The 17,384-nt window shown below is 67.6% G+C and carries 17 protein-coding genes; 5 read left to right on the plus strand and 12 right to left on the minus strand.

What is annotated here, in order from left to right:
• Positions 1-2: 2 nt before the first annotated feature.
• Complete coding sequence (locus HWY37_RS04375) at positions 3-650, minus strand: response regulator (protein WP_176087943.1); 648 nt, start codon at positions 648-650, stop codon at positions 3-5.
• A gap of 149 nt (positions 651-799) precedes the next feature.
• Positions 800-3,199 (minus strand): mechanosensitive ion channel domain-containing protein, encoded by a 2,400-nt coding sequence (locus HWY37_RS04380; RefSeq protein ID WP_176088060.1) that lies wholly within the window; start codon positions 3,197-3,199, stop codon positions 800-802.
• A gap of 229 nt (positions 3,200-3,428) precedes the next feature.
• Between HWY37_RS04380 and HWY37_RS04385 the strand changes: the two genes are divergently transcribed.
• Positions 3,429-3,662 (plus strand): hypothetical protein, encoded by a 234-nt coding sequence (locus HWY37_RS04385; protein WP_176087944.1) that lies wholly within the window; start codon positions 3,429-3,431, stop codon positions 3,660-3,662.
• 3 nt (positions 3,663-3,665) lie between these two features.
• On the opposite strand, the gene HWY37_RS04390 is transcribed toward HWY37_RS04385, so the two are convergent.
• The 8 genes from HWY37_RS04390 to HWY37_RS04425 all read right to left on the minus strand — a co-directional run bounded on the left by HWY37_RS04390 (position 3,666) and on the right by HWY37_RS04425 (position 11,105).
• Positions 3,666-4,634, minus strand: coding sequence for a Csu type fimbrial protein (locus tag HWY37_RS04390; RefSeq protein WP_176087945.1), 969 nt, complete (start codon positions 4,632-4,634; stop codon positions 3,666-3,668).
• On the minus strand, positions 4,631-6,910 hold the full coding sequence (locus HWY37_RS04395; RefSeq protein WP_176087946.1) for a fimbria/pilus outer membrane usher protein: 2,280 nt from the start codon (positions 6,908-6,910) through the stop codon (positions 4,631-4,633). The genes HWY37_RS04390 and HWY37_RS04395 overlap by 4 nt, the downstream gene beginning before the upstream one ends.
• 32 nt (positions 6,911-6,942) lie before the next feature.
• Positions 6,943-7,671, minus strand: a complete 729-nt coding sequence (locus HWY37_RS04400; protein ID WP_175211276.1) for a fimbrial biogenesis chaperone — start codon at positions 7,669-7,671, stop codon at positions 6,943-6,945.
• Between the two features lie 12 nt (positions 7,672-7,683).
• On the minus strand, positions 7,684-8,205 hold the full coding sequence (locus HWY37_RS04405) for a Csu type fimbrial protein (protein WP_175211274.1): 522 nt from the start codon (positions 8,203-8,205) through the stop codon (positions 7,684-7,686).
• A gap of 237 nt (positions 8,206-8,442) precedes the next feature.
• Entirely contained in the window at positions 8,443-8,859 is a 417-nt protein-coding gene (locus tag HWY37_RS04410; RefSeq protein WP_246302182.1) for a hypothetical protein, read from the minus strand.
• Positions 8,860-9,045: 186 nt separating this feature from the next.
• Positions 9,046-9,657 (minus strand): TetR/AcrR family transcriptional regulator, encoded by a 612-nt coding sequence (locus tag HWY37_RS04415; RefSeq protein ID WP_176087947.1) that lies wholly within the window; start codon positions 9,655-9,657, stop codon positions 9,046-9,048.
• Positions 9,654-10,274 (minus strand): NAD(P)H-dependent oxidoreductase, encoded by a 621-nt coding sequence (locus HWY37_RS04420; protein WP_176087948.1) that lies wholly within the window; start codon positions 10,272-10,274, stop codon positions 9,654-9,656. The genes HWY37_RS04415 and HWY37_RS04420 overlap by 4 nt, the downstream gene beginning before the upstream one ends.
• A 123-nt stretch (positions 10,275-10,397) precedes the next feature.
• Complete coding sequence (locus HWY37_RS04425) at positions 10,398-11,105, minus strand: GntR family transcriptional regulator (protein WP_176087949.1); 708 nt, start codon at positions 11,103-11,105, stop codon at positions 10,398-10,400.
• A 113-nt stretch (positions 11,106-11,218) separates the two neighbouring features.
• Here HWY37_RS04425 and HWY37_RS04430 point away from each other — a divergent pair, with 113 nt between their 5' ends.
• The 4 genes from HWY37_RS04430 to HWY37_RS04445 all read left to right on the plus strand — a co-directional run bounded on the left by HWY37_RS04430 (position 11,219) and on the right by HWY37_RS04445 (position 15,132).
• The gene (locus tag HWY37_RS04430; protein WP_176087950.1) at positions 11,219-12,073 is read left to right on the plus strand and encodes a fumarylacetoacetate hydrolase family protein; all 855 of its coding nucleotides are present in this window, start codon (positions 11,219-11,221) and stop codon (positions 12,071-12,073) included.
• Between the two features lie 83 nt (positions 12,074-12,156).
• Positions 12,157-13,176 carry a Bug family tripartite tricarboxylate transporter substrate binding protein gene (locus HWY37_RS04435; RefSeq protein ID WP_246302183.1) on the plus strand — a complete coding sequence of 340 codons (1,020 nt, stop codon included), beginning with the start codon at positions 12,157-12,159 and terminating at the stop codon, positions 13,174-13,176.
• Positions 13,177-13,183: 7 nt separating this feature from the next.
• Complete coding sequence (locus tag HWY37_RS04440; RefSeq protein WP_176087951.1) at positions 13,184-14,158, plus strand: Bug family tripartite tricarboxylate transporter substrate binding protein; 975 nt, start codon at positions 13,184-13,186, stop codon at positions 14,156-14,158.
• A 35-nt stretch (positions 14,159-14,193) separates the two neighbouring features.
• Positions 14,194-15,132 (plus strand): VOC family protein, encoded by a 939-nt coding sequence (locus HWY37_RS04445; RefSeq protein WP_175211266.1) that lies wholly within the window; start codon positions 14,194-14,196, stop codon positions 15,130-15,132.
• Positions 15,133-15,187: 55 nt separating this feature from the next.
• Here HWY37_RS04445 and HWY37_RS04450 read toward each other — a convergent pair whose 3' ends face one another.
• Positions 15,188-16,339, minus strand: coding sequence for an acyl-CoA dehydrogenase family protein (locus tag HWY37_RS04450; protein WP_176087952.1), 1,152 nt, complete (start codon positions 16,337-16,339; stop codon positions 15,188-15,190).
• A 4-nt stretch (positions 16,340-16,343) separates the two neighbouring features.
• Positions 16,344-17,315, minus strand: a complete 972-nt coding sequence (locus HWY37_RS04455; RefSeq protein ID WP_175211262.1) for a Bug family tripartite tricarboxylate transporter substrate binding protein — start codon at positions 17,313-17,315, stop codon at positions 16,344-16,346.
• Between the last annotated feature and the right edge of the window lie 69 nt (positions 17,316-17,384).

Genomic DNA, 17,384 nt, shown 5'->3' on the forward strand with positions numbered 1-17,384 from the left:
GCTTACTTGGGTTTGCCCAGCAAGCCGCCGCGGCGCGCCAGCAGCGTCGCTTGCGTGCGGTTCTGCACGCCCAGGGTCGACAGGATGGCGGTGATGTGCGCCTTGACTGTCTTCTCGGCCACGTCCAGCTGCTGCGCGATCTCGCGGTTGCCTATGCCGGCGCATATCAGGCGCAGCACGTCGCCTTGCCTGGGCGTCAATTCGCTCAGCAAGGCGATTTCATCCGTTTGGGCAGCGTTCGGCGTCGCCGCCGCCGCGCGCGGCGGGGGCGCGCAAGCCCCCTGTGGCGACTGGATCTCTTGCAGCGCCGCCAACAGCATCTGGCTGCTGGCGGATTTGTGCAGGAACCCGCGGGCGCCTGCCATCAGCGCGCGGTCGCGGTCGTTCACGTCCTCGGAGGCTGACATCACCAGAACGCGGATGCCGGGACGCAGCTGGCGCAGGCGCTTGAGCAAGGCGCTGCCGCCGATGTCCGGCAGGTAGTAATCCATGATGACGCAACTGATGTCCGTGCGCGATTCAAGTATCGAGATGGCCTCGTTGCCGCTCGACGCCAGGCAGATTTCGAGGGTGGGCGCCAGGCGGGCGATGGTCAGTTTCAGGCCCTCGCGAAACATTGCGTGGTCGTCGACCATCAACACAGCCGTCATGGGGATCTCCGGGTGGGGCGCCAGCTGCCGGCGGGGCGGTGCTGGCTCCGGCGCGCTACGGAGCACCCTGCGCGGGGCAATTCGGCGATGACATAATTGGTAAAGAAATTATCAAATCAAGACGTAACGGTCAATGCGTCCATGCCGGGCTATGCGCGCGGCGCGTCGTCTTCCTCGCGCGCCTCCAGTTCATTGCCCAGCACCTCGGACGAGTCCTCGCCGCGCGGCGCTGGCTCCAGCGGGCGCTGCGTGTGTCCCGCCGCGCGGGCGTTCTCGCCCTCGTCGGGACGTTCGGGCTGCATGACCACGTTGGCCGGGGGCGCGTATCCGCGCTTGTCCTGGCCGAAGTACAGCACGGTGTGCGGGTAGGGCAGCTCGATGCCGGCGGCGTCGAAGTGCTTCTTCAACAGCCGGTTGTAGCCGCGCTGCACGGCCCACTGCATGCCGGGCGTGGTCTTGATCAGGATGCGGATGGTCACGCCCTTTTCGTTGACGGCCGTGACGCCGGCCACCGTGATGTCCTCCAGGATTTCCGGACCCAGCACCGTGTCGGTCATCAGCTCGGCGAAGGCGGCGCGCAGGTGCACGATGGCGTCGTCCACGCTCTCGCGATGCGCGATGGTGTATTCGCCCAGGTGATACGAGAAGTCGCGCATGTGGTTGGTCACCACGTCGACGGAAGAGAACGGCACCAGGTGATAGCCGCCGTCCAGCGTGCGTATGCCTACCGAGCGTATCGTCATCTTCTCGACCGTGCCGAACACGCCCGCGACCTGCACCACGTCGTTTTCGTTCATGCCGTTTTCAAGCTGGATGAAGACGCCGGTGATGATGTCCTGGACCAGCTTCTGCGCGCCGAAGCCGATGGCCAGGCCGACCACGCCGGCGCCGGCGATCAGCGGTCCCACGTCGATGCCGATCTGCGACAGCAGCACCATCAGCGTCATCGTCACGATGACGATCAGCGAGGCGTTGCGAAACAAGGCCAGCAAGGTGCGTTCGCGCGCGCTGGGCATGCCGCGCCCCTCGCGCTGGCTGAGGCGGTGTTCGATGATGCTGGCGATCACGGTCCAGGCCAGCGCCGCGATCAGCAGCACGATGACGATGTTCACCGTCATCCTGATGGCCGCGCCGCCGGCGTCCGAGGCCAGCCAGCGCGACAGGTCGAAGGCGCGCCAGGCGTCGAGAACCAGCAGCACCAGCACGATGCGGATGATCAGGCCGAGCAGTTTCAGCGTGGCGGGCACGTAGGCATTCACGCGCGCCTCCAGCAGCGGCAGGCGCTTGCGCAGGTCCGCTGGCAGCCTGATCGGCTTGGCCAGCACGGTGTTGAGCAGCAGGATCAGCAGGCTGCCCACGCCGATGACCAGCAGGGTCTGCGCGGTGGCGCGGGCCATGAAGGGCAGCGCGTTGGTCGGGTCCACCTGGCTGACCACCAGCAGGATGGTGAAGTAGCCTATGCCCAGCACGTGCCACACGCGCGACAGGAAGTGCAGCCGCGTAACCATGAACGTGGTCGCGCTGGCGGCGCGGAGGTCCAGGCGTTCGCGCACCGACTGGCGGTTGCGCCAGATGACGCGCACGGCATACACGTACACCGCCAGCATGATGAGCATGTTCGCCAGCCGGCCCAGCGCGGGCGACAGCGATGCCGACACCACGGGGTCGATCAGCAGCGTGCCGTAGCCGGCGGCCGTGGCGATGCGCAGCAGCCAGGTATTCCAATAGGCGGCCAGCTCATCGGACATGGGCAGCAGGCGCAGGTGGGGATGCTTGACGGCAAAGACCATGCGGATCAGCACCTTGACGATCTCCACTGCCACAAAGGCCCGCAGGAATACGGCGGCCAGCGTGTCCAGCGCGCCGCGTCCCGGCGTGCCCCACAGGGCTGCCGCGCCGCCAGCCATGGCGGCCAGCGCCACCACGCCCGCGTCGATGGCCACCGCGCCCACGATGGCGCCCATGCGGCGGGAAAGCGCGCGCACGGACGCGGGCGGGCCGCGTTTGGCGGGCGCGGCGGGTTCGGGCCTGGCGGGCGCCTGGGACTCGATGCCTTGCCGCGCCACCCACCGGTCGATCCGGGTGTAGATGAACATGGCGATCATCCGCAGCAGGATGAAGGCGATGATCGTGGCCGCCGCGGCCAGCGCCAGGGGCAGCAGGGCATGCCCCGCGGCATCGCTGTCCATCCGCAGGCTGCGTCCCGAAGCCAGCGCGCGCATGTCGTCCACGCCCTGGCCCATATCGGTGGCCAGGCCGGTCAGGAAGCGCTGCACGTTGTCGGCCATGCGTTCCTGCAGCCCGGGTTCCGCCGGCTGCGCAGGCGCGGCGGCCGCGCCGGCTGTGCGCGAGGCGGCCGGCTTGGCGCCGCCCGCCTGCGCGCGCAACTCGTCCACCAGGGCCTTGCGCGCCTCGGGATTCTCCAGCAGGTCGGCCAGCGCGGCCGGGGTAAGGGCCGAGGCCGAGGCCGATGATGAGGCCGCCGCGGGTTGCGGCAGCAGCAGTCCCGCGGCCCGGGCCTGCCATGGGTAGGACAGGCAACACAGCATCGCCGCCAGCAGCAGCACCGCCAGCCAGGGCCTCTCCCGTCGGCGCCGCCGGAGCAGGGCGGCATGGGGACGGGACGGATGGGGAATCGATGCTGTTGTTGCGGATCCAACCACTAGGGAATCTCCTGTGCGATATGGGACAAAAAAAGGGGGCGGGATGGCGCCGCGCTTAAGAAGCGCTGCGCGGCGCCGTTAGTGCAAGAAGCTCAACTCTGGTCCGGAGCTTTCCATGGCTTCCAAGTCTCTCTTCCCGGCGTTGGGACTCGTGCTGGCGGGCAGCGCCGGATTGGCGGCCCATCAGGCAAGGTCCGCGCCGCTGGCGCCCATGCTCGTGCGCTTCACCGTTCCCAGCCTCTGTACCGTTGGCCAGGGGCCGGAACGCCCGGCGGTGCGCTGTTCACTGGCGACGCCCTGGCGCCTGCAGCGCGCGGCAGGCGATCCGTACTGGACGGTGGTGTTCTGACCATCAGAATTCGATGGTGGCCGTCACCACGTCGCTGTATTGGCCGGGAGCAGGCGCCGTCTGCGCCGGCACCCGCCCATAGACCTGAACCTGCTGGATGTTGCCGGTCCCGGTGCCGGTGACGAATGCCGTGCCCGCGGTGCCGTCGCCCCAGGGCACCGTGCGGTCCGCCGAGGTGTGCAGGTCATACCTTACCAGCCGCGTGCCGGTGGTGTCTCGCATGTAGCGCTGGCTCACTGTGCCGTTCTGGCCGCCGTTCAGCCGTATCCGGTAGGCGTCGTTGTTCGTGCAGCGCACCGCCAGCGCCGTGTTGGCCAGGCGCGCAACGCTGAAGTCGGCCATCGAGCCGAAGCTCAGGGGCGCGGCCGAGATCGTGCAGTTGTTGGTGACGTTGGCGCTGGCCGTGAAGTTGTAGCTGCCATGCGAGGTCAGCGTCGAGCACGCGGGCCGGACCAGTATCGTGAAGCCGTAGTCGAAGGTCGCCGCGGCGGGGAATGTTTCCGTATAGGCGGTGGTGGCGTTGTTGGCCGTGGGCACGGTGTATTGGCCAGGCAGGACCTGCCCGGTTATGGGCTGGTTGAAGGTGACCTGGCCGCCCAGCAGCGGCCGGGTGAAATCGATGACGATGGGCGTGGTGCCGGTGGCGGCCGATCCCCACAGCGGACTCATGGAGGAACTCTGTGACAGCCGGTATTGCAGGCGATTGACGCCATTGGCCATTTGCCGCGGGTCTTGCGCCGTCGATCCGCTGCCTATGCCCAGGTTCACGCACACCCGCGCGTAGCCGGCGGTGAGCAGGCCCCAGTTGCAGGTCACCGTCAACGTGCCGGTCTGCGTGACCGACGCGCCCAGCACCGGATTGACGTTCGGAAACGCCATGGGAGTCATGGACACGGAACAGGTCTGCGCCTGCGCGCCGTTCGCGCCCAGCCACAGCGCGGCCAGCAACAACGCGGCAAGCACCCGCTTCATGGCCGCCGCTCCACGCAGGCGACGGGCCCCACGCGCGGCAGGCTGCCGTCGTCCGGCGCCAGGAAGGCGAAGCGCGCGGTGCAGGCCAGGTCCTGCAACTGCACGTCCAGATGGTTGAGCTTGCCCAGATTGCGCACGAAGGTCTGGCTGCCGTAGCCCACCACGCCTTCGGCGCCGCTTTCCCGATGCACGACCCGCGCGCCCACCGGCAGCGGCTTGCCCTCGCCGTCCACCAGGTCGACCGTGGCTGAAGCCTCGCGGGTGATGCCGAATTCCGCCAGCACGCCGGAGCGGGCTTGGGGCACCACGTCGAGCGAGTAGGCCGAGACTTGGGCGTTGGGCGGCAGGTCCAGGCCGTCGATTTCCAGCGTGTTGGTCTGGTAGCTGTTAAGGTCCGGCACCACCAGGTGGCCGCCGGAGCCGGTATGGCCTATGACGCGGTTCTGATGCAGGATGGGCAGGCCGGGCTCGCCGGCGGAGACCAGCGCGAAGCTGTCGTCGATGCGGCGGGACGCCTGCGCCACGCCATCCATGAAGACCAGGGCGCCGTTCACGTCGAGTTCGCCCGTGGCGCGTCCGTCGTAGCGCTGCGCGCCCACGGTGATTTCGCCATAGCGTCCCAGGTAGCGGCCCCAGGCCTGTTCGTACCGGCCTGCTTCATAGGTGCCGGCCTGGACGCCCCAGCCGAAGCCGCCGCCATAGTCGGGGCTGCGGATGGCGCTGACGTTGGTGTAGGCGCCGCCGTCCTGGCGTCCGGCCATGGCATTGAGCGAGGTATCGCCCAGCGTGATGCCCAGGCTGAGAAATGCGCCCCGGCTGCCGCTGTCGTTGAAGTCCTGGTAGGCGCTCATGGTCAGCGTGGCGCGATTGCCCAGCCGCGTGCTATAGGCGACCGAGCCGATATGGGCGGCGTCGGCGCCGGGATAGCGTTGCCCGATGTAGCTCAGCGATACCGTCTGCCCGCCGCCCAATGGCACGGCCAGCGTCGCCCTGTCGCTGGCGCGCGGCACGGGGATGCCGTCGTTGGCGGCCAGGTCCGCGTAGTCCGCGATCGCGCGCAGGGTCTGGATGTCGATGGAATAGCGCTCGTCCACATACTGGTAACCCAAGCCGGCCTGCAGGCCGGAGTTGCGCCCCGCGCTGCCCGACAGGGAGGCGTTGACGACGCCCGCCATGCCCAGCTTCGCCAGCATGCCGGCGCCGGCGTTGTACACGCCGGCGCTGGCTTCGCCATGGGCTTCCAGCGTCAGGGCGTTCGACACGCCGTACTGCCAGGTCCCGCTGAATGCCGGATCGTCCTTGTAGTCGAATGAGCGCCAGCCATAGGCGCGGCGCAGAAAACCCGCCTCGACCGAATAGCTGGACATGCCCTGCGCCAGCAGCCGCGTATCGATGTAGATGGGCACCGATTGCGATACGGGCCTGCCCAGCGCGTCGCGCGTGATCAGGTTGGCCTGGCCGAAGCCGGTGATGCCCGCGACGTTGTCCACCACGAAGGGGCCGCTGGGCACGTCGCCGGAATAGCGGCGGATGTTGTTGATGTAGACGTCGACGGCGGAGGGCACCACGGCGCTGCCGGCGAAGTCCGGCATGGGGAAGGTCACCAGGTCGGGCCGCAAGGAGAAGTTGCGCCGCCATTGCAGTCCGCCCATGCGTATCGACCGCGACCACGCCAGCGATCCGGAAATGGTGTCGCCCACCTGCGTGGCCGTGAGCGTGGCGGGATCGGAATGGGTCCAGCTGGAGTCGTAGCGGACGTAGCGCCGCATGTCGCGGTACAGATAGGCCGTGCCCGTGTTGCTCAGGACTCCGTTGCTGTCGAAGTAGCGTTGCTCGCTCCAGATGGCCAGCGGTGTTTCGCGCTCGGTGCGGGCATAGAGGTCGTAATTGATCAGAAAGCCCCGGTCCGCCCTGGCCGCGGCAACGGGAGCCAAGCCGCGCGCATCGATGCGGTTCGGGATGCGAAGGCGGGCCGGCATGTCAATATCGACGTCCTGCGCGGCGGCGTCGTAGCGATACTTCAGGCCGGGTATCTGGTCCAGGGCGACGCGCGTCTCGTCCGATGCGCCGAGCGCATGCGTATCGATGCCGATGCCCCGCAAGTCGGCGCCGCGCGCCCACAGGCGGCCGTGTTCGTCTTCGAAGCGCGCGATCCGATGGCTGGGCTGGCCATTGAAGCTGACGTTCAGATAGACATCGGCGGCGGCCCGCTCCAGGGCCGCGACGGGAACCGGTTGCGCGCGCGCGCCGCCATGAACTGCTGCGGCCGCGAGCATCAGTGTCAGCGGTAAGGCGCGCGCGCAATGTTTCACTTCCCGGTATCGGTTTGCACGTCGGCCTGGACCGGCACGCTGTTGACCCGGGCCTTGACCGAGACCGCGCCGCGCGTGGCGGGCTGGAAGGGCAGGGGCCATTGACGCGCGCTGCCGCCCAGGACGTAGCCGAGCAGGCCGTCCCGCAGGCTGCGGCTCTTGCCGTCGATGACGAGCGCCACGTCGCTGAGCTGCGCGCGGTGCGTGCCGCTGTTGTCGACGCGCAAGGCCCAATTCGGGCCGTCGCGCACCAGCGACCATGCAAGGTGCCGCTGCGCGGGGCTTTGCGGCGCGGCCCCCACGAACACCGGCACCGAATAGCGCAGCCGCACCTGCACGCCCGTGGCGCGCATCGGGTCGGGCGGCGCGATCTCGTCGATGATGAGACGGTACGAGGTCTCGCCCGGGCGGCTGGCGGGCTCGGGCTGCAACAGGCGGACCACCTGCGTGCCGCCTGGCGCGATCTGGATCATGGGCGGACTGGCGACCAGCGCCGAGGTTTCCTGCAGCACGTCTTCGGTCATGGTTTGCCGCCACGCATAGACGCGGACCTGGCCATAGATGGGCTCGGGGCCTTCGTTGCGCAACGTCATGCTGGTGGCGCGTTCCGCGCCGTTCATGTTCAGGATGACCGGCGAGATCTGCAGGCTGGCGGCATGCGCTTGCAGCGCCATGCCGAGCAAGCAGGCCCCCGCCGCCTGGCGAACGATCCCAAGCGTCGTCATGTCGTTCCGGGGTCAGAAGTAGACGGTGGCCGTGACCGTCGATTGATAGGTATCCGGCTTGGGGGCGGCCTGGGCCGGCACGCTACCGTAGACGGTCAGCGTCTGGGCCGCGCCCGTGCCGGTGCCACCCACGGTGTCGGTGCCCTGGGTGTTGCCCCAGACCGTCGTGCGGCCCGCGTTCTGGTACAGCTGATAGCCCACGGTGGTGGTGGTGTTGCCCGGCGCCGTGCCCACCAGCAGGCGATTCGCAACCGTCGAGCCCGCCGCCGTGCCGGCGTCCAGGCCCACGTTGTAGGGCGTGGTGTTGGTGCAGGTGACTCGGACCGTCGTTTGCTGGTTCACCGCGGCGCTCAACAGGCCGGTGGAAGGAAACACCAGCGGATCGGCCGCAATGGTGCAGTTGGCCTGCACGGTCAGGGAAACGTTGAAAGTCGCCGTCGCGGTGCCGTTCTGGTAGACCTGAGCCAGGGCCGCGGCGGGCAGGGCAAAGCCGATAGTTGCAGACAGAATCGCAGCAGAACCGATGGCCTTCATGTTCGCTCTCCTCCAAGTCATGGCTTGGACGACCTTAGCGGACGGTTCAGTGCAATTTATTTCGCATTATTTCAATCTTCGTCGGTTGCTGTCGCCGGCGCGGATTTTCCGCGCCGGCTCAGCCCCGTTTATGCCTCTGTCGAGACAGACAGGGCCTTTGTTCCATCCGTCATGCAAAGCAGAAATTAAACGACACAACTTCGGGACGGAAAAATATAAGAAATTGCGGCGGCGGCGTTATTGCGTGCGCATTTGCGATACGGCCTTGAGCTGCGCGCAGGTCTTTTCCTTGTCGGCCGCGCTCAGCGAGCCCAGTTGCCCCTTGGTCGCGGTGTACGACTGCGTGAAGGCGGAATCGAAATCCGCGGCGGACAGGCCCTGGGCGCCTGCGGCGGTCTTCTGCTGCTGCTTCATCTGGTCGAGCTGCGCGGCGGTGTATGCGTTGCAGTACTCGGCGGCGGCGTGCATCTGGCCGCTCAGCGCTGCCAAGTTCGGCATCTGACCCGGCGCGGCCTGTTGCGCCAGGGCGGCGCTGCTGCCCAAGGTCAGGGCGGCGGCCACCAGGGCGGCCTTGCGGTGGCGAGAAACACGGGCGCAAGCTTGCTTGAAAGTCGGCAATTCAGTCTCCAGTTCGATAAGGGGGTAGGCGGTCATGCCGCCTGTATGGCGCGAGCAATATGCCCGATTCATTGTTATGGGCTTATGAATCGATGCAACACGATGTATCTGGCGGGTGCCGAGGGCCGGAATCGTGTCGCTGTGCTCTCAGCGCAAGGACGGGCGGCACCGGCCGCGCCTCTCGTGCTCGGTCCGCTTGCCGTGCCCAATGCGTTGCGCGGACTATTTGCTGCGCTTGACCATCGCCACGATGGTATCCATCAGTTCATCCCGCGCCTGCTCCGCGCTGATGTCACCGGCGACGGCGGCGTCGGAAAGGCCGTCGGCGGCGCCGAGCATCGCCCACATGCCGGCCGCCGGAATGCCGGCGGGGCCGGCGTAGGGCGCAAGCACGCGCTGGCATTTCTCGATGAAGGCCTGCTGGTAGCGGCGCTTGACCGCGGCCAGTTCCGGCGAACCGCCAAGGGCGGCGAGCACGCCGGGAATTTCGCGTCCTTGGGTCATGACGCATTGGACGTAGCCGGCCGCGATCACGCCGGCCTTGTCCTTCAGGGACGGTTTGCTGGCGGCAATCGCGGCGTCGATGATCGCGGTCTGGCGGACATCGAAGTCCTCGTACAGCGCCACCAGCAACCCATTGCGCGTGCCGAAGTGGTCGTAGGCCACGGGCTTGGTGACGCCGGCCTCGGCGGCCAGGCGGCCCAGCGTGAGCGTGTCCGCGCCTTCGTCGCTGATCAGCTTCCAGGCGACGTCCAGCAATTGGCGCTGGCGCTCGTAGCGCGACAGGCGGCGCTGGGGGGCGGCTTGGGCGGCGCGCGATGTTTGTGCTGTCATGGTTCGGCTTCCTCCTCGCGGATTACATCACGCGAGGAGAAAATCTTCTCGCCGATGGCCCGGGCGGCCGCGAGATGCGAGGCGGGAAAGCCCGCGTCCGAAGGCAGCAGCAATTCCGACGTGACCACGCTGGCGCCGCAGTAGCCGAAAATGCCGTGGTCGATCTGGGTTTTCATGGCGCCGAAATAGCCGTGGCGCGCATAGGTGCGCTGATTCGCGCCGCCGAGCGCCACCAGATGGACCTTCAGGCGCTGCAGTTTCTTGACCAGTCCGCCGTCCGCATCCTCATAGGCCCAGCCCTGGGTGAATACCCGGTCGATCCAGCCTTTGAGCAGTCCCGGGAAGGACCACCAGTACACGGGGTACGCCAGCACCAGCGCGTCCGCGCGTTCCAGCCGCGCATGTTCCGCCGCGACCTCGGGCAGCGGTTCGCCCTTGGCCTGGGCCAGGAGGGTATCGGGCTGGGTGAACCTGGGATCGAATCCCTCCGCGGCCAGGTCGGCGATTTCAAAGGTATGCCGCGGATCGGACGCGGCGATGCCTTCGGCTATCCGGTTTGCCACCGCATGGGTGAGCGAGGCGGGATCAGGGTGTGCAACAACGATAAGCGCATGCATGGCTGGGCCGCTCCATCAAGAATTAACCTACCAATAGTAACTTACCTTTGGTAGGTTTTGTTCTCGACGTGGAGCGTCCCTGGCGTCAGGGACGCTGCAAGGCTGTCTTCGAAGTGGCTGGCCCTAGTGGCTTGGAATCTGCGCCAACACCAGCTGGGTGGTCTGGCGCAGGTGTTGCGCCAGCAGTTCGGCGGCGGTGTCGGCGTCGCGGGCCAGCGCGGCTTCCAGCAGCTGGCGGTGTTCGTCGGTCACGTTGCGCTCCTTGCCTTTCTTCGGGGCAGCGGCGCGGCGAGTCCCGGCGTTGTGCTGCACCGACAGGTAGCGGTAGCGCGCCGTCTGGTCGCGCAGCAGCTCGGCGATGGCGATGAGCGACTTGGAATCGCTGCCGCTGATCAGGGCCGAGTGGAAGGCGGAATGCGCCTGTTCCCATTCGGCGGACAGCCCCGACCCGTCGGGCGCATGCAGGGGCAGGCGGCTCAGGCGGTAGTGCGCGCCGGCCAGCCGCTCTTCCCAGTCCAGGCTGCCGCGCGCGATGGCGCGGCGCAAGGCTTCGCATTCGATGTGGATCCGGGTTTCGGTGATGTCCAGCAACTCTTCGGCGGATACGTCCGCCACGCGGAAGCCGCGCTGGTCCTCCGCGACCACGAATCCGCTGGTGGCCAGGCGCGAAAGCGCTTCCCGCAAGGGGATGGCCCCGCTGTCGTAGCGCTCGCATAGATCCTTGATGCGCAAGCGCGTCCCGGGGGGCAGGTGTCCCGTGATGATGTCCGCGCGTATGTCATTGGCCAGGGCCGATGCCGCGGTACGGAAAGGAGTGGAAGCGGAAGTCATGCGGCACGATAAGGTTTTTATCTATGAATCTCAAGTTATCCAGGGAAAACCAGAATATATATATTTTATTAGATTAAATATTCTTCGGACAACCATCATCATCAGGAGATCACGTGAAACTGGCCACCCTACAAATCGACGGCGCGCCCCGCGCCGCCGCCCTCGTGCAGGGCCGTCTGGCGCTGCTTTCCGCTCCCGGCGTCGACCTGGGCACGCTGCTGCGCCAGGGCAAGACGCAGGCCGACCTGGAACGCCTGGCGGCCGCAGCCACGCAGTTCATCGAGCCCGACGGCGCGACCTTCCTGTCGCCGTCGATCGAGCCCCCCAAGATTTTCTGCGTTGGCCTGAACTACGCGGACCACACCAAGGAAAGCCCGTACGACCAGCCGGATTACCCGACGCTGTTCCTGCGCGTGTCGACCAGCCTGGGCGCCCATGACGCGGTGGTGGAGCGTCCGGCGCTCAGCGACACGCTGGACTTCGAGGGCGAGATGGTCGTGGTGCTGGGCAAGGGCGGGCGCAGGATCGCCAAGGAAAACGCGCTGGACCACGTGTTCGGCTACGCCGTGGGCAATGAAATCTCGGTGCGGGAATACCAGTTCAAGTCGCCGCAGTGGACGGTAGGCAAGAACTTCGACGGCACCGGCACTTGGGGACCATACGTGGTCACGGCCGATGAGCTGCCCGCGGGCGGCAGCGGGCTGCGGATCGAGACCCGCCTCAATGGCGAGACCATGCAATCGTCCAACACCCGCGACATGCTGTTCGACGTGGCCACCGTGATCTCCACGATCAGCGAAGCGATCACGCTGCAGGCCGGCGACATCATTTTCTCCGGCACGCCGGCAGGCGTCGGTTTCGGCCGCACGCCCAAGCTCTACATGAAGGACGGCGATACGGTCGAGGTGGACATCGAGCGCATCGGCGTGCTGCGCAACCGCATCCGCGACGAGGCGCGCTCCGCCTAGGCTGTTCATCAAGCATCCAGCGGCTCCGGCGCCAGTCATGGCGGCGGGGCGCGCGGCCACGACCCTCTTCAGGAGCTCCACCCATGCGTATCGCAGCTTCCTTCATGCACAGCGCCGTGACCCAACCCGCCCGGCGCCGTTGGGCCAGACTGTTGTTGGCGGCGGGCCTGGCGGCCAGCCTGGGCGCGGCAAACGCCGCGGATTGGCCGGCGCGGCCGGTGAAGATCGTCGTGCCCTTCGCCGCCGGCGGCACCACCGACCTGATCGCGCGGCTGATCGCGACGCCCATGTCGCAGCAGCTGGGCCAGCCGGTGGTGGTCGAGAACCGGCCCGGCGTGGGCGGCCTGCTGGGCGCCGACGCGGTCGCCAAGGCGGCGCCCGACGGCTACACGGTGCTGATGGCGAATATCTCGTATCCCCTGGCCGCGCTGGTGGCGCAGGGCGCGAAGCGGCTCAACTTCGACCCCCTGGGCGATCTGCGCAGCGTGAGCGTGGTGGCGAACGTGCCGCTGGTCATCACGTCCACGCCTTCGGTGCCGGCCCGCAACCTGAACGAATTCGCGGCGCTGCTCAAGCAGAATCCGTCCACGCATTACGCCTATGGTTCCACGGGGCCCGGCTCGTACATCCACGTGTTCGGCGTGTGGTTCCAGGAGCAGGCCGGCGTCAGCATGACGCACGTGCCGTTCAAGGGCGCCGCGCCGCTCAAGAGCGAAATGCTGGCGGGCCGCATTCACATGGGGGGCGATCAGCTGTCGTCGTCGTTGAGCGATATCCGCGCCGGTTCGTTGACCGCGCTGGCCGTCACGTCGCCGCAGCGTTCGCCGTCGCTGCCCGATACGCCCACCGCCAGCGAGCTGGGCTTCAAGGGCATCGATACCGAAGGGTGGAACGGCTTGCTGGCGCCGGCGAAGACACCGGACGACATCGTCGCGCGGATCGGCGACGCGGTGGCCAAGGCGGTGCAGCAGCCCGCCATCCGCCAGCGCCTGGCAGAACTGGGCGCGGAGCCTAGCGGTTCGAGCCCGGCGCAAATGAGCGCGCTGCTGCAAGGGCAGTTCGCGCAGTTCGGCCCGATGGTCTCGCGCCTGCAACTGGACTGAAGCCCAAATGAAATCACTACGCAACGGCGTTTTCGCAAGCCTGCTGTCCCTGGCTGCCACCGGCGCGCACGCCCAGGCGGACGCGCAGCCCGTGTCCATCGTGGTGCCGCAGCCGGTCGGCAACCCGACCGACGGCGTCGCCCGCAAGCTGCAGCCGCTGTTGCAGGCGGCGCTGGGAAGGACCATCATCGTTGAAAACCAGCCTGGCGCGGGCGGCTCCATCGGCACGCAACGGGTATTGAATGCCCCCGCGGACGGACGCATGATCCTCATCGCCTCGCAGACCGAACCGATACTGACGCCGGCCACGATGCAGCATGTGAAGTACCGGCCGGAACATCTGCGCGCCGTCGCGGTGGTGGCGCGCCTGCCGTACATCCTGACCGGCGGCAACGCGCTCGCGGCGAAGGACCTGGGCGAGCTGACCCGGCTGGCCCGGGACCAGGGAGACAAAGGGCTGAACTTCGGCCACATCGGGCCGGGCTCCATGATTCATCTGCTGGGCGAGCAATGGGCGCGGCAAAGCGAATTCAAGCTCAACCACGTGGTCTACCGCGGCGTTCCGCCGGTGACGCAGGACCTGATGGGCGGGCAGATCGACCTGAGTTTCCTGCCGCTGGGCGGGTCGACGCTGGACTTGATCGAATCTGGACGGATACGGGCCTATGCGACGACCGCCGCGGCGCCCAGCGCCAAGCTGCCGCAGGTTCCGCCGCTGTCGGCCGCCAGCGAGCAATTGCGCGACTTCGTCTATGGGACCTGGATCGCCTTCTTCGTTCCCGCCAAGACGCCGGACGCGACCGTCGCGAATCTGAACCGCGCCATCGTGGACGCCATGAAGGACGCTTCGTTCCGCGAGTATGTGATGGAGACGGGCATGGAGCTTGCCACGCAGAACACGGTGGCCGACATGCGCGATTTCTACGAGGCGGAAACGTCCTTGTATCAGGGCCTGGCGCAGAAGGTGGCCGTCGAGCAGTGAGCGCTGGCTGATTACAAGAAAACTTGGAGAGAGACATGCAATCGAATGCGCAGACAGCGCCGCCCGCCGTGCACTCGGTGGACGAGTTCGTGTTCAGCGTTCCCGATCTGGAGCAGGCCCGGCACTTCTATTCGAACTTCGGCCTGGACGTGCGGGACGAGGGCGAATACCTGGCGCTCTACACCGACGGCCATCCGCAGCGCTGGGCGCGCATCCGGCAGGGCGAGCGCAAGCGACTGCTGTGGATAAGCATGGGTATCCACGCCGAGGACGCGGAGCGCTTCGCCGCGCACTTGGACGGCATGGGCGTGGCGCGCATCGCCGCGCCGCCGGGCGCGGATCCGGCGGGGCTCTGGATCGAAGCGCCCGACGGGCTGGCGTTGCAGCTGCGGGCCGCGCCCAAGTCCTCGCCTTCGGCGCCCGCGCCGCAAACGCCGCCGCAACCCATGGGCAGCGCCGGCCGCGCGCCGGCGCGCAGCCAGGTGCGGCAGGTAAGGCCGCTGTACCTGTCGCACATCCTGCTGTTCAGCGCCGACGTGCCGCGGGCTTCGCGCTTCTATCTGGACGCGCTGGGCCTGCGCATGTCGGACACCTCGGGCGACGCCATCGCATTCATCCACAGCCCCCACGGCAGCGACCATCACCTGATCGCGCTGGCCAAGTCGCATGGCCTGGGCCTGCATCACAGCAGCTGGTGCGTGCCGTCCATCGACGCGGTCGGGCTGGGCATGGAGCAGATGGGCGCGGCGGGCTATGCCGACGGCTGGGGCGTCGGCCGCCACGTGCTGGGATCCAACTACTTCCGCTATGTGCGCGATCCCTGGGGCAGCTACGCCGAGTATTCCTACGACATCGACTTCATTGCCCAAGGCCAGCAGTGGCCGTCGGGCGACTATCCGCCAGAGGACTCCCTGTACGTGTGGGGCCCGGCCTTGCCGCCGGACTTCATCATCAACCACGAGCGGGACGACTGAGCGCAGCGGACGGGGCTGGCCGCGGCGGCGCGCGCCTGTCCGCCGCGCCCGCCGCTCAGGCGATGGCGTTCATCCCCAGGATCTCGCGCCCCGCGATCAGGGTCTGGATTTCCGTCGTGCCTTCGGGAATCATGCCGCCGCGCGTGTCGCGGAAGATGCGCTCTATCGGGTATTCCTCCGAATAGCCCAGCCCGCCGTGCACTTGCAAGGCCATGTTGGCCACTTCGTGCGCGGCCTCGGTGGCGTAGAGCTTGGCGATGGAGCAGGCCTGGCGCACGTCCTTGCCCGCTTCCAGCGCATGGGCGGCGCGCATGCCCAGGGCGCGCGCCGCCTCGACGCGGACCGTCATGTCGACGATGTGCTTCTGCACCAGCTGGAAGCTGCCGATGGGACGGCCGAATTGCTCGCGCTGCTTCGCATAATCGGTGGACAGGTCCAGCGCGGCCTGCGCGGCGCCGACCGCGCCCATGGCGATGTTCAGGCGAGCCGCATCCAGGCCCTTGAGCGTGCCGGCCAGCGCCGCGCCTTCGACTCCCACCAGGTTTTCCTTCGGAATGCGCACGTCGGCAAAGCCCAGTTCGGCCGTGCCGGTGCAGCGCAGCACCATGGTGTCGAGCTTGCGCACGTCATAGTTGGCCAGGGCGCGTTCGACGATGAAGGTCGACAGCTTGCCTTCGCAGGTGGGGCTGAAGGTGCGCGCCACCACCATGGCGAAGTCGGCGTCGCAGCCGTTGGTGATCCACAGCTTGCGGCCGTTCAGCACCCACTCGTCACCCACCAGGTCGGCGCGCGTCTGGATGCCGGCGATGTTGGAGCCGGTGTTCGGCTCCGTCAGGCCGGTGCAGGCCTTGAGGTGGCCGGCCATGAGCGGCTTGAGGTACTTCTCCTTCTGCGCGGGCGAGCCGTGGGCGGCCAGGCGCTTGATGGAGCCGTTGGTGATGTTGACGATGGTGCGCAGCGACAGCCAGTGGTAGCCCAGCTCTTCCATCATCATGGCCCAGGTGGGCATGTCGATGCCGTGTCCGCCCTGGTCCTCCGGCAGGTTGCCGCCCAGGTAGCCGAGCTCCGCCAGCTTCGGCATCAGTTCGAACGGAAAGGTCCGCGCCTTTTCATGCTGCGCCACGAGCGGCGCCACTTCCGCCAGCATGAAGCGGCGGATGCTGTGCTGCAGCTCTTGTTGTTCGGGCGTCAGGTCGATGTTGCTCATGCGTTTACTCCAGCTTCAGGTTGGCGCGTTCCACCAGGTCGCGGGTCGCTTCGCGGTGCTCGGCCCAGAACTTGGCGAAGGCCTCGGGCGAGCTGCTGACCAGCGGAGTGGCGATGCGTTCGAACCGTTCCTGCACGATGGGCATGGCGGCGGTTTCCTCCAGGGCCCGGGCCAGCTTGTCGATGATGGGCTTGGGCGTGCCGGCGGGCACGACCACCGCCTGCCAGGTGGTGACCTTGAAGCCCGGCACGCCGGACTCGGCGATGGTGGGCAGGTCGGGCAGGTCCTTGACGCGGCTGGCGCCGCTGACGGCCAGGGGGCGCAGCATGCCGTCCTTGATGTAGGGCAGCGAGCTGGAGCGGCTGTCGATCATGAACGTCAGCCGTCCGGCGATAAGGTCCTGCAGCGCGGGCGCGCTTCCCTTGTAGGGCACGTGCGTGAGCTTGGTGTTCAGCGCCAGCGCGAGCGAGGAGGCCGCGGTGTGCGCCGAACTGCCGTAGCCCGGCGAGCCGTAGGTCAGCGTGGCGTGCTTGTCCGCCTTGATGGCCGCGATCAGGTCCGCCATGGTCTGGTAGGGCGAATCCTTGGGCACCACCACCACCAGCGGCGAATCGGTCAGCTGCGCGACGGGCGCGAAGGCCTGGGCCGGATCGACCTTCAGGTCCTTGTACAGGTACTGGTTGACGGCGATGGTCGCGGCGTTGGTCCAGAGGATGGTGTAGCCGTCAGCGGGCGCGGCGGCCGCGGCCAGCAGCGACAGATTGCCGTTGGCGCCCGGCTTGTATTCGGGGATGACGGGCTGGCCGAGCTTCTTGCTCAGCTCGTCCTGCATCATCTTGAACGCGATGTCGGAAGGCCCGCCGGGCGCAAACCCGATCACCGCCCGGATCGGCTTGTCGGGCCATTCCGCGGCCGAGGCCGCCGTCGCGAAGCCGGCGGCCAGCAGGGCTGCCGCAACCATCTTGCTGAACTTCATTCCTGTCTCCTGTTTTTCTGGGTTGGGTCGCGCTGGTAGGGCGCGGGCGGACTTCTTGCGCGGTCCGTT

The sequence above is a fragment of the Achromobacter anxifer genome, assembly GCF_903652925.1.
In the GTDB taxonomy this organism is placed as follows: Bacteria; Pseudomonadota; Gammaproteobacteria; order Burkholderiales; family Burkholderiaceae_B; genus Achromobacter; species Achromobacter anxifer.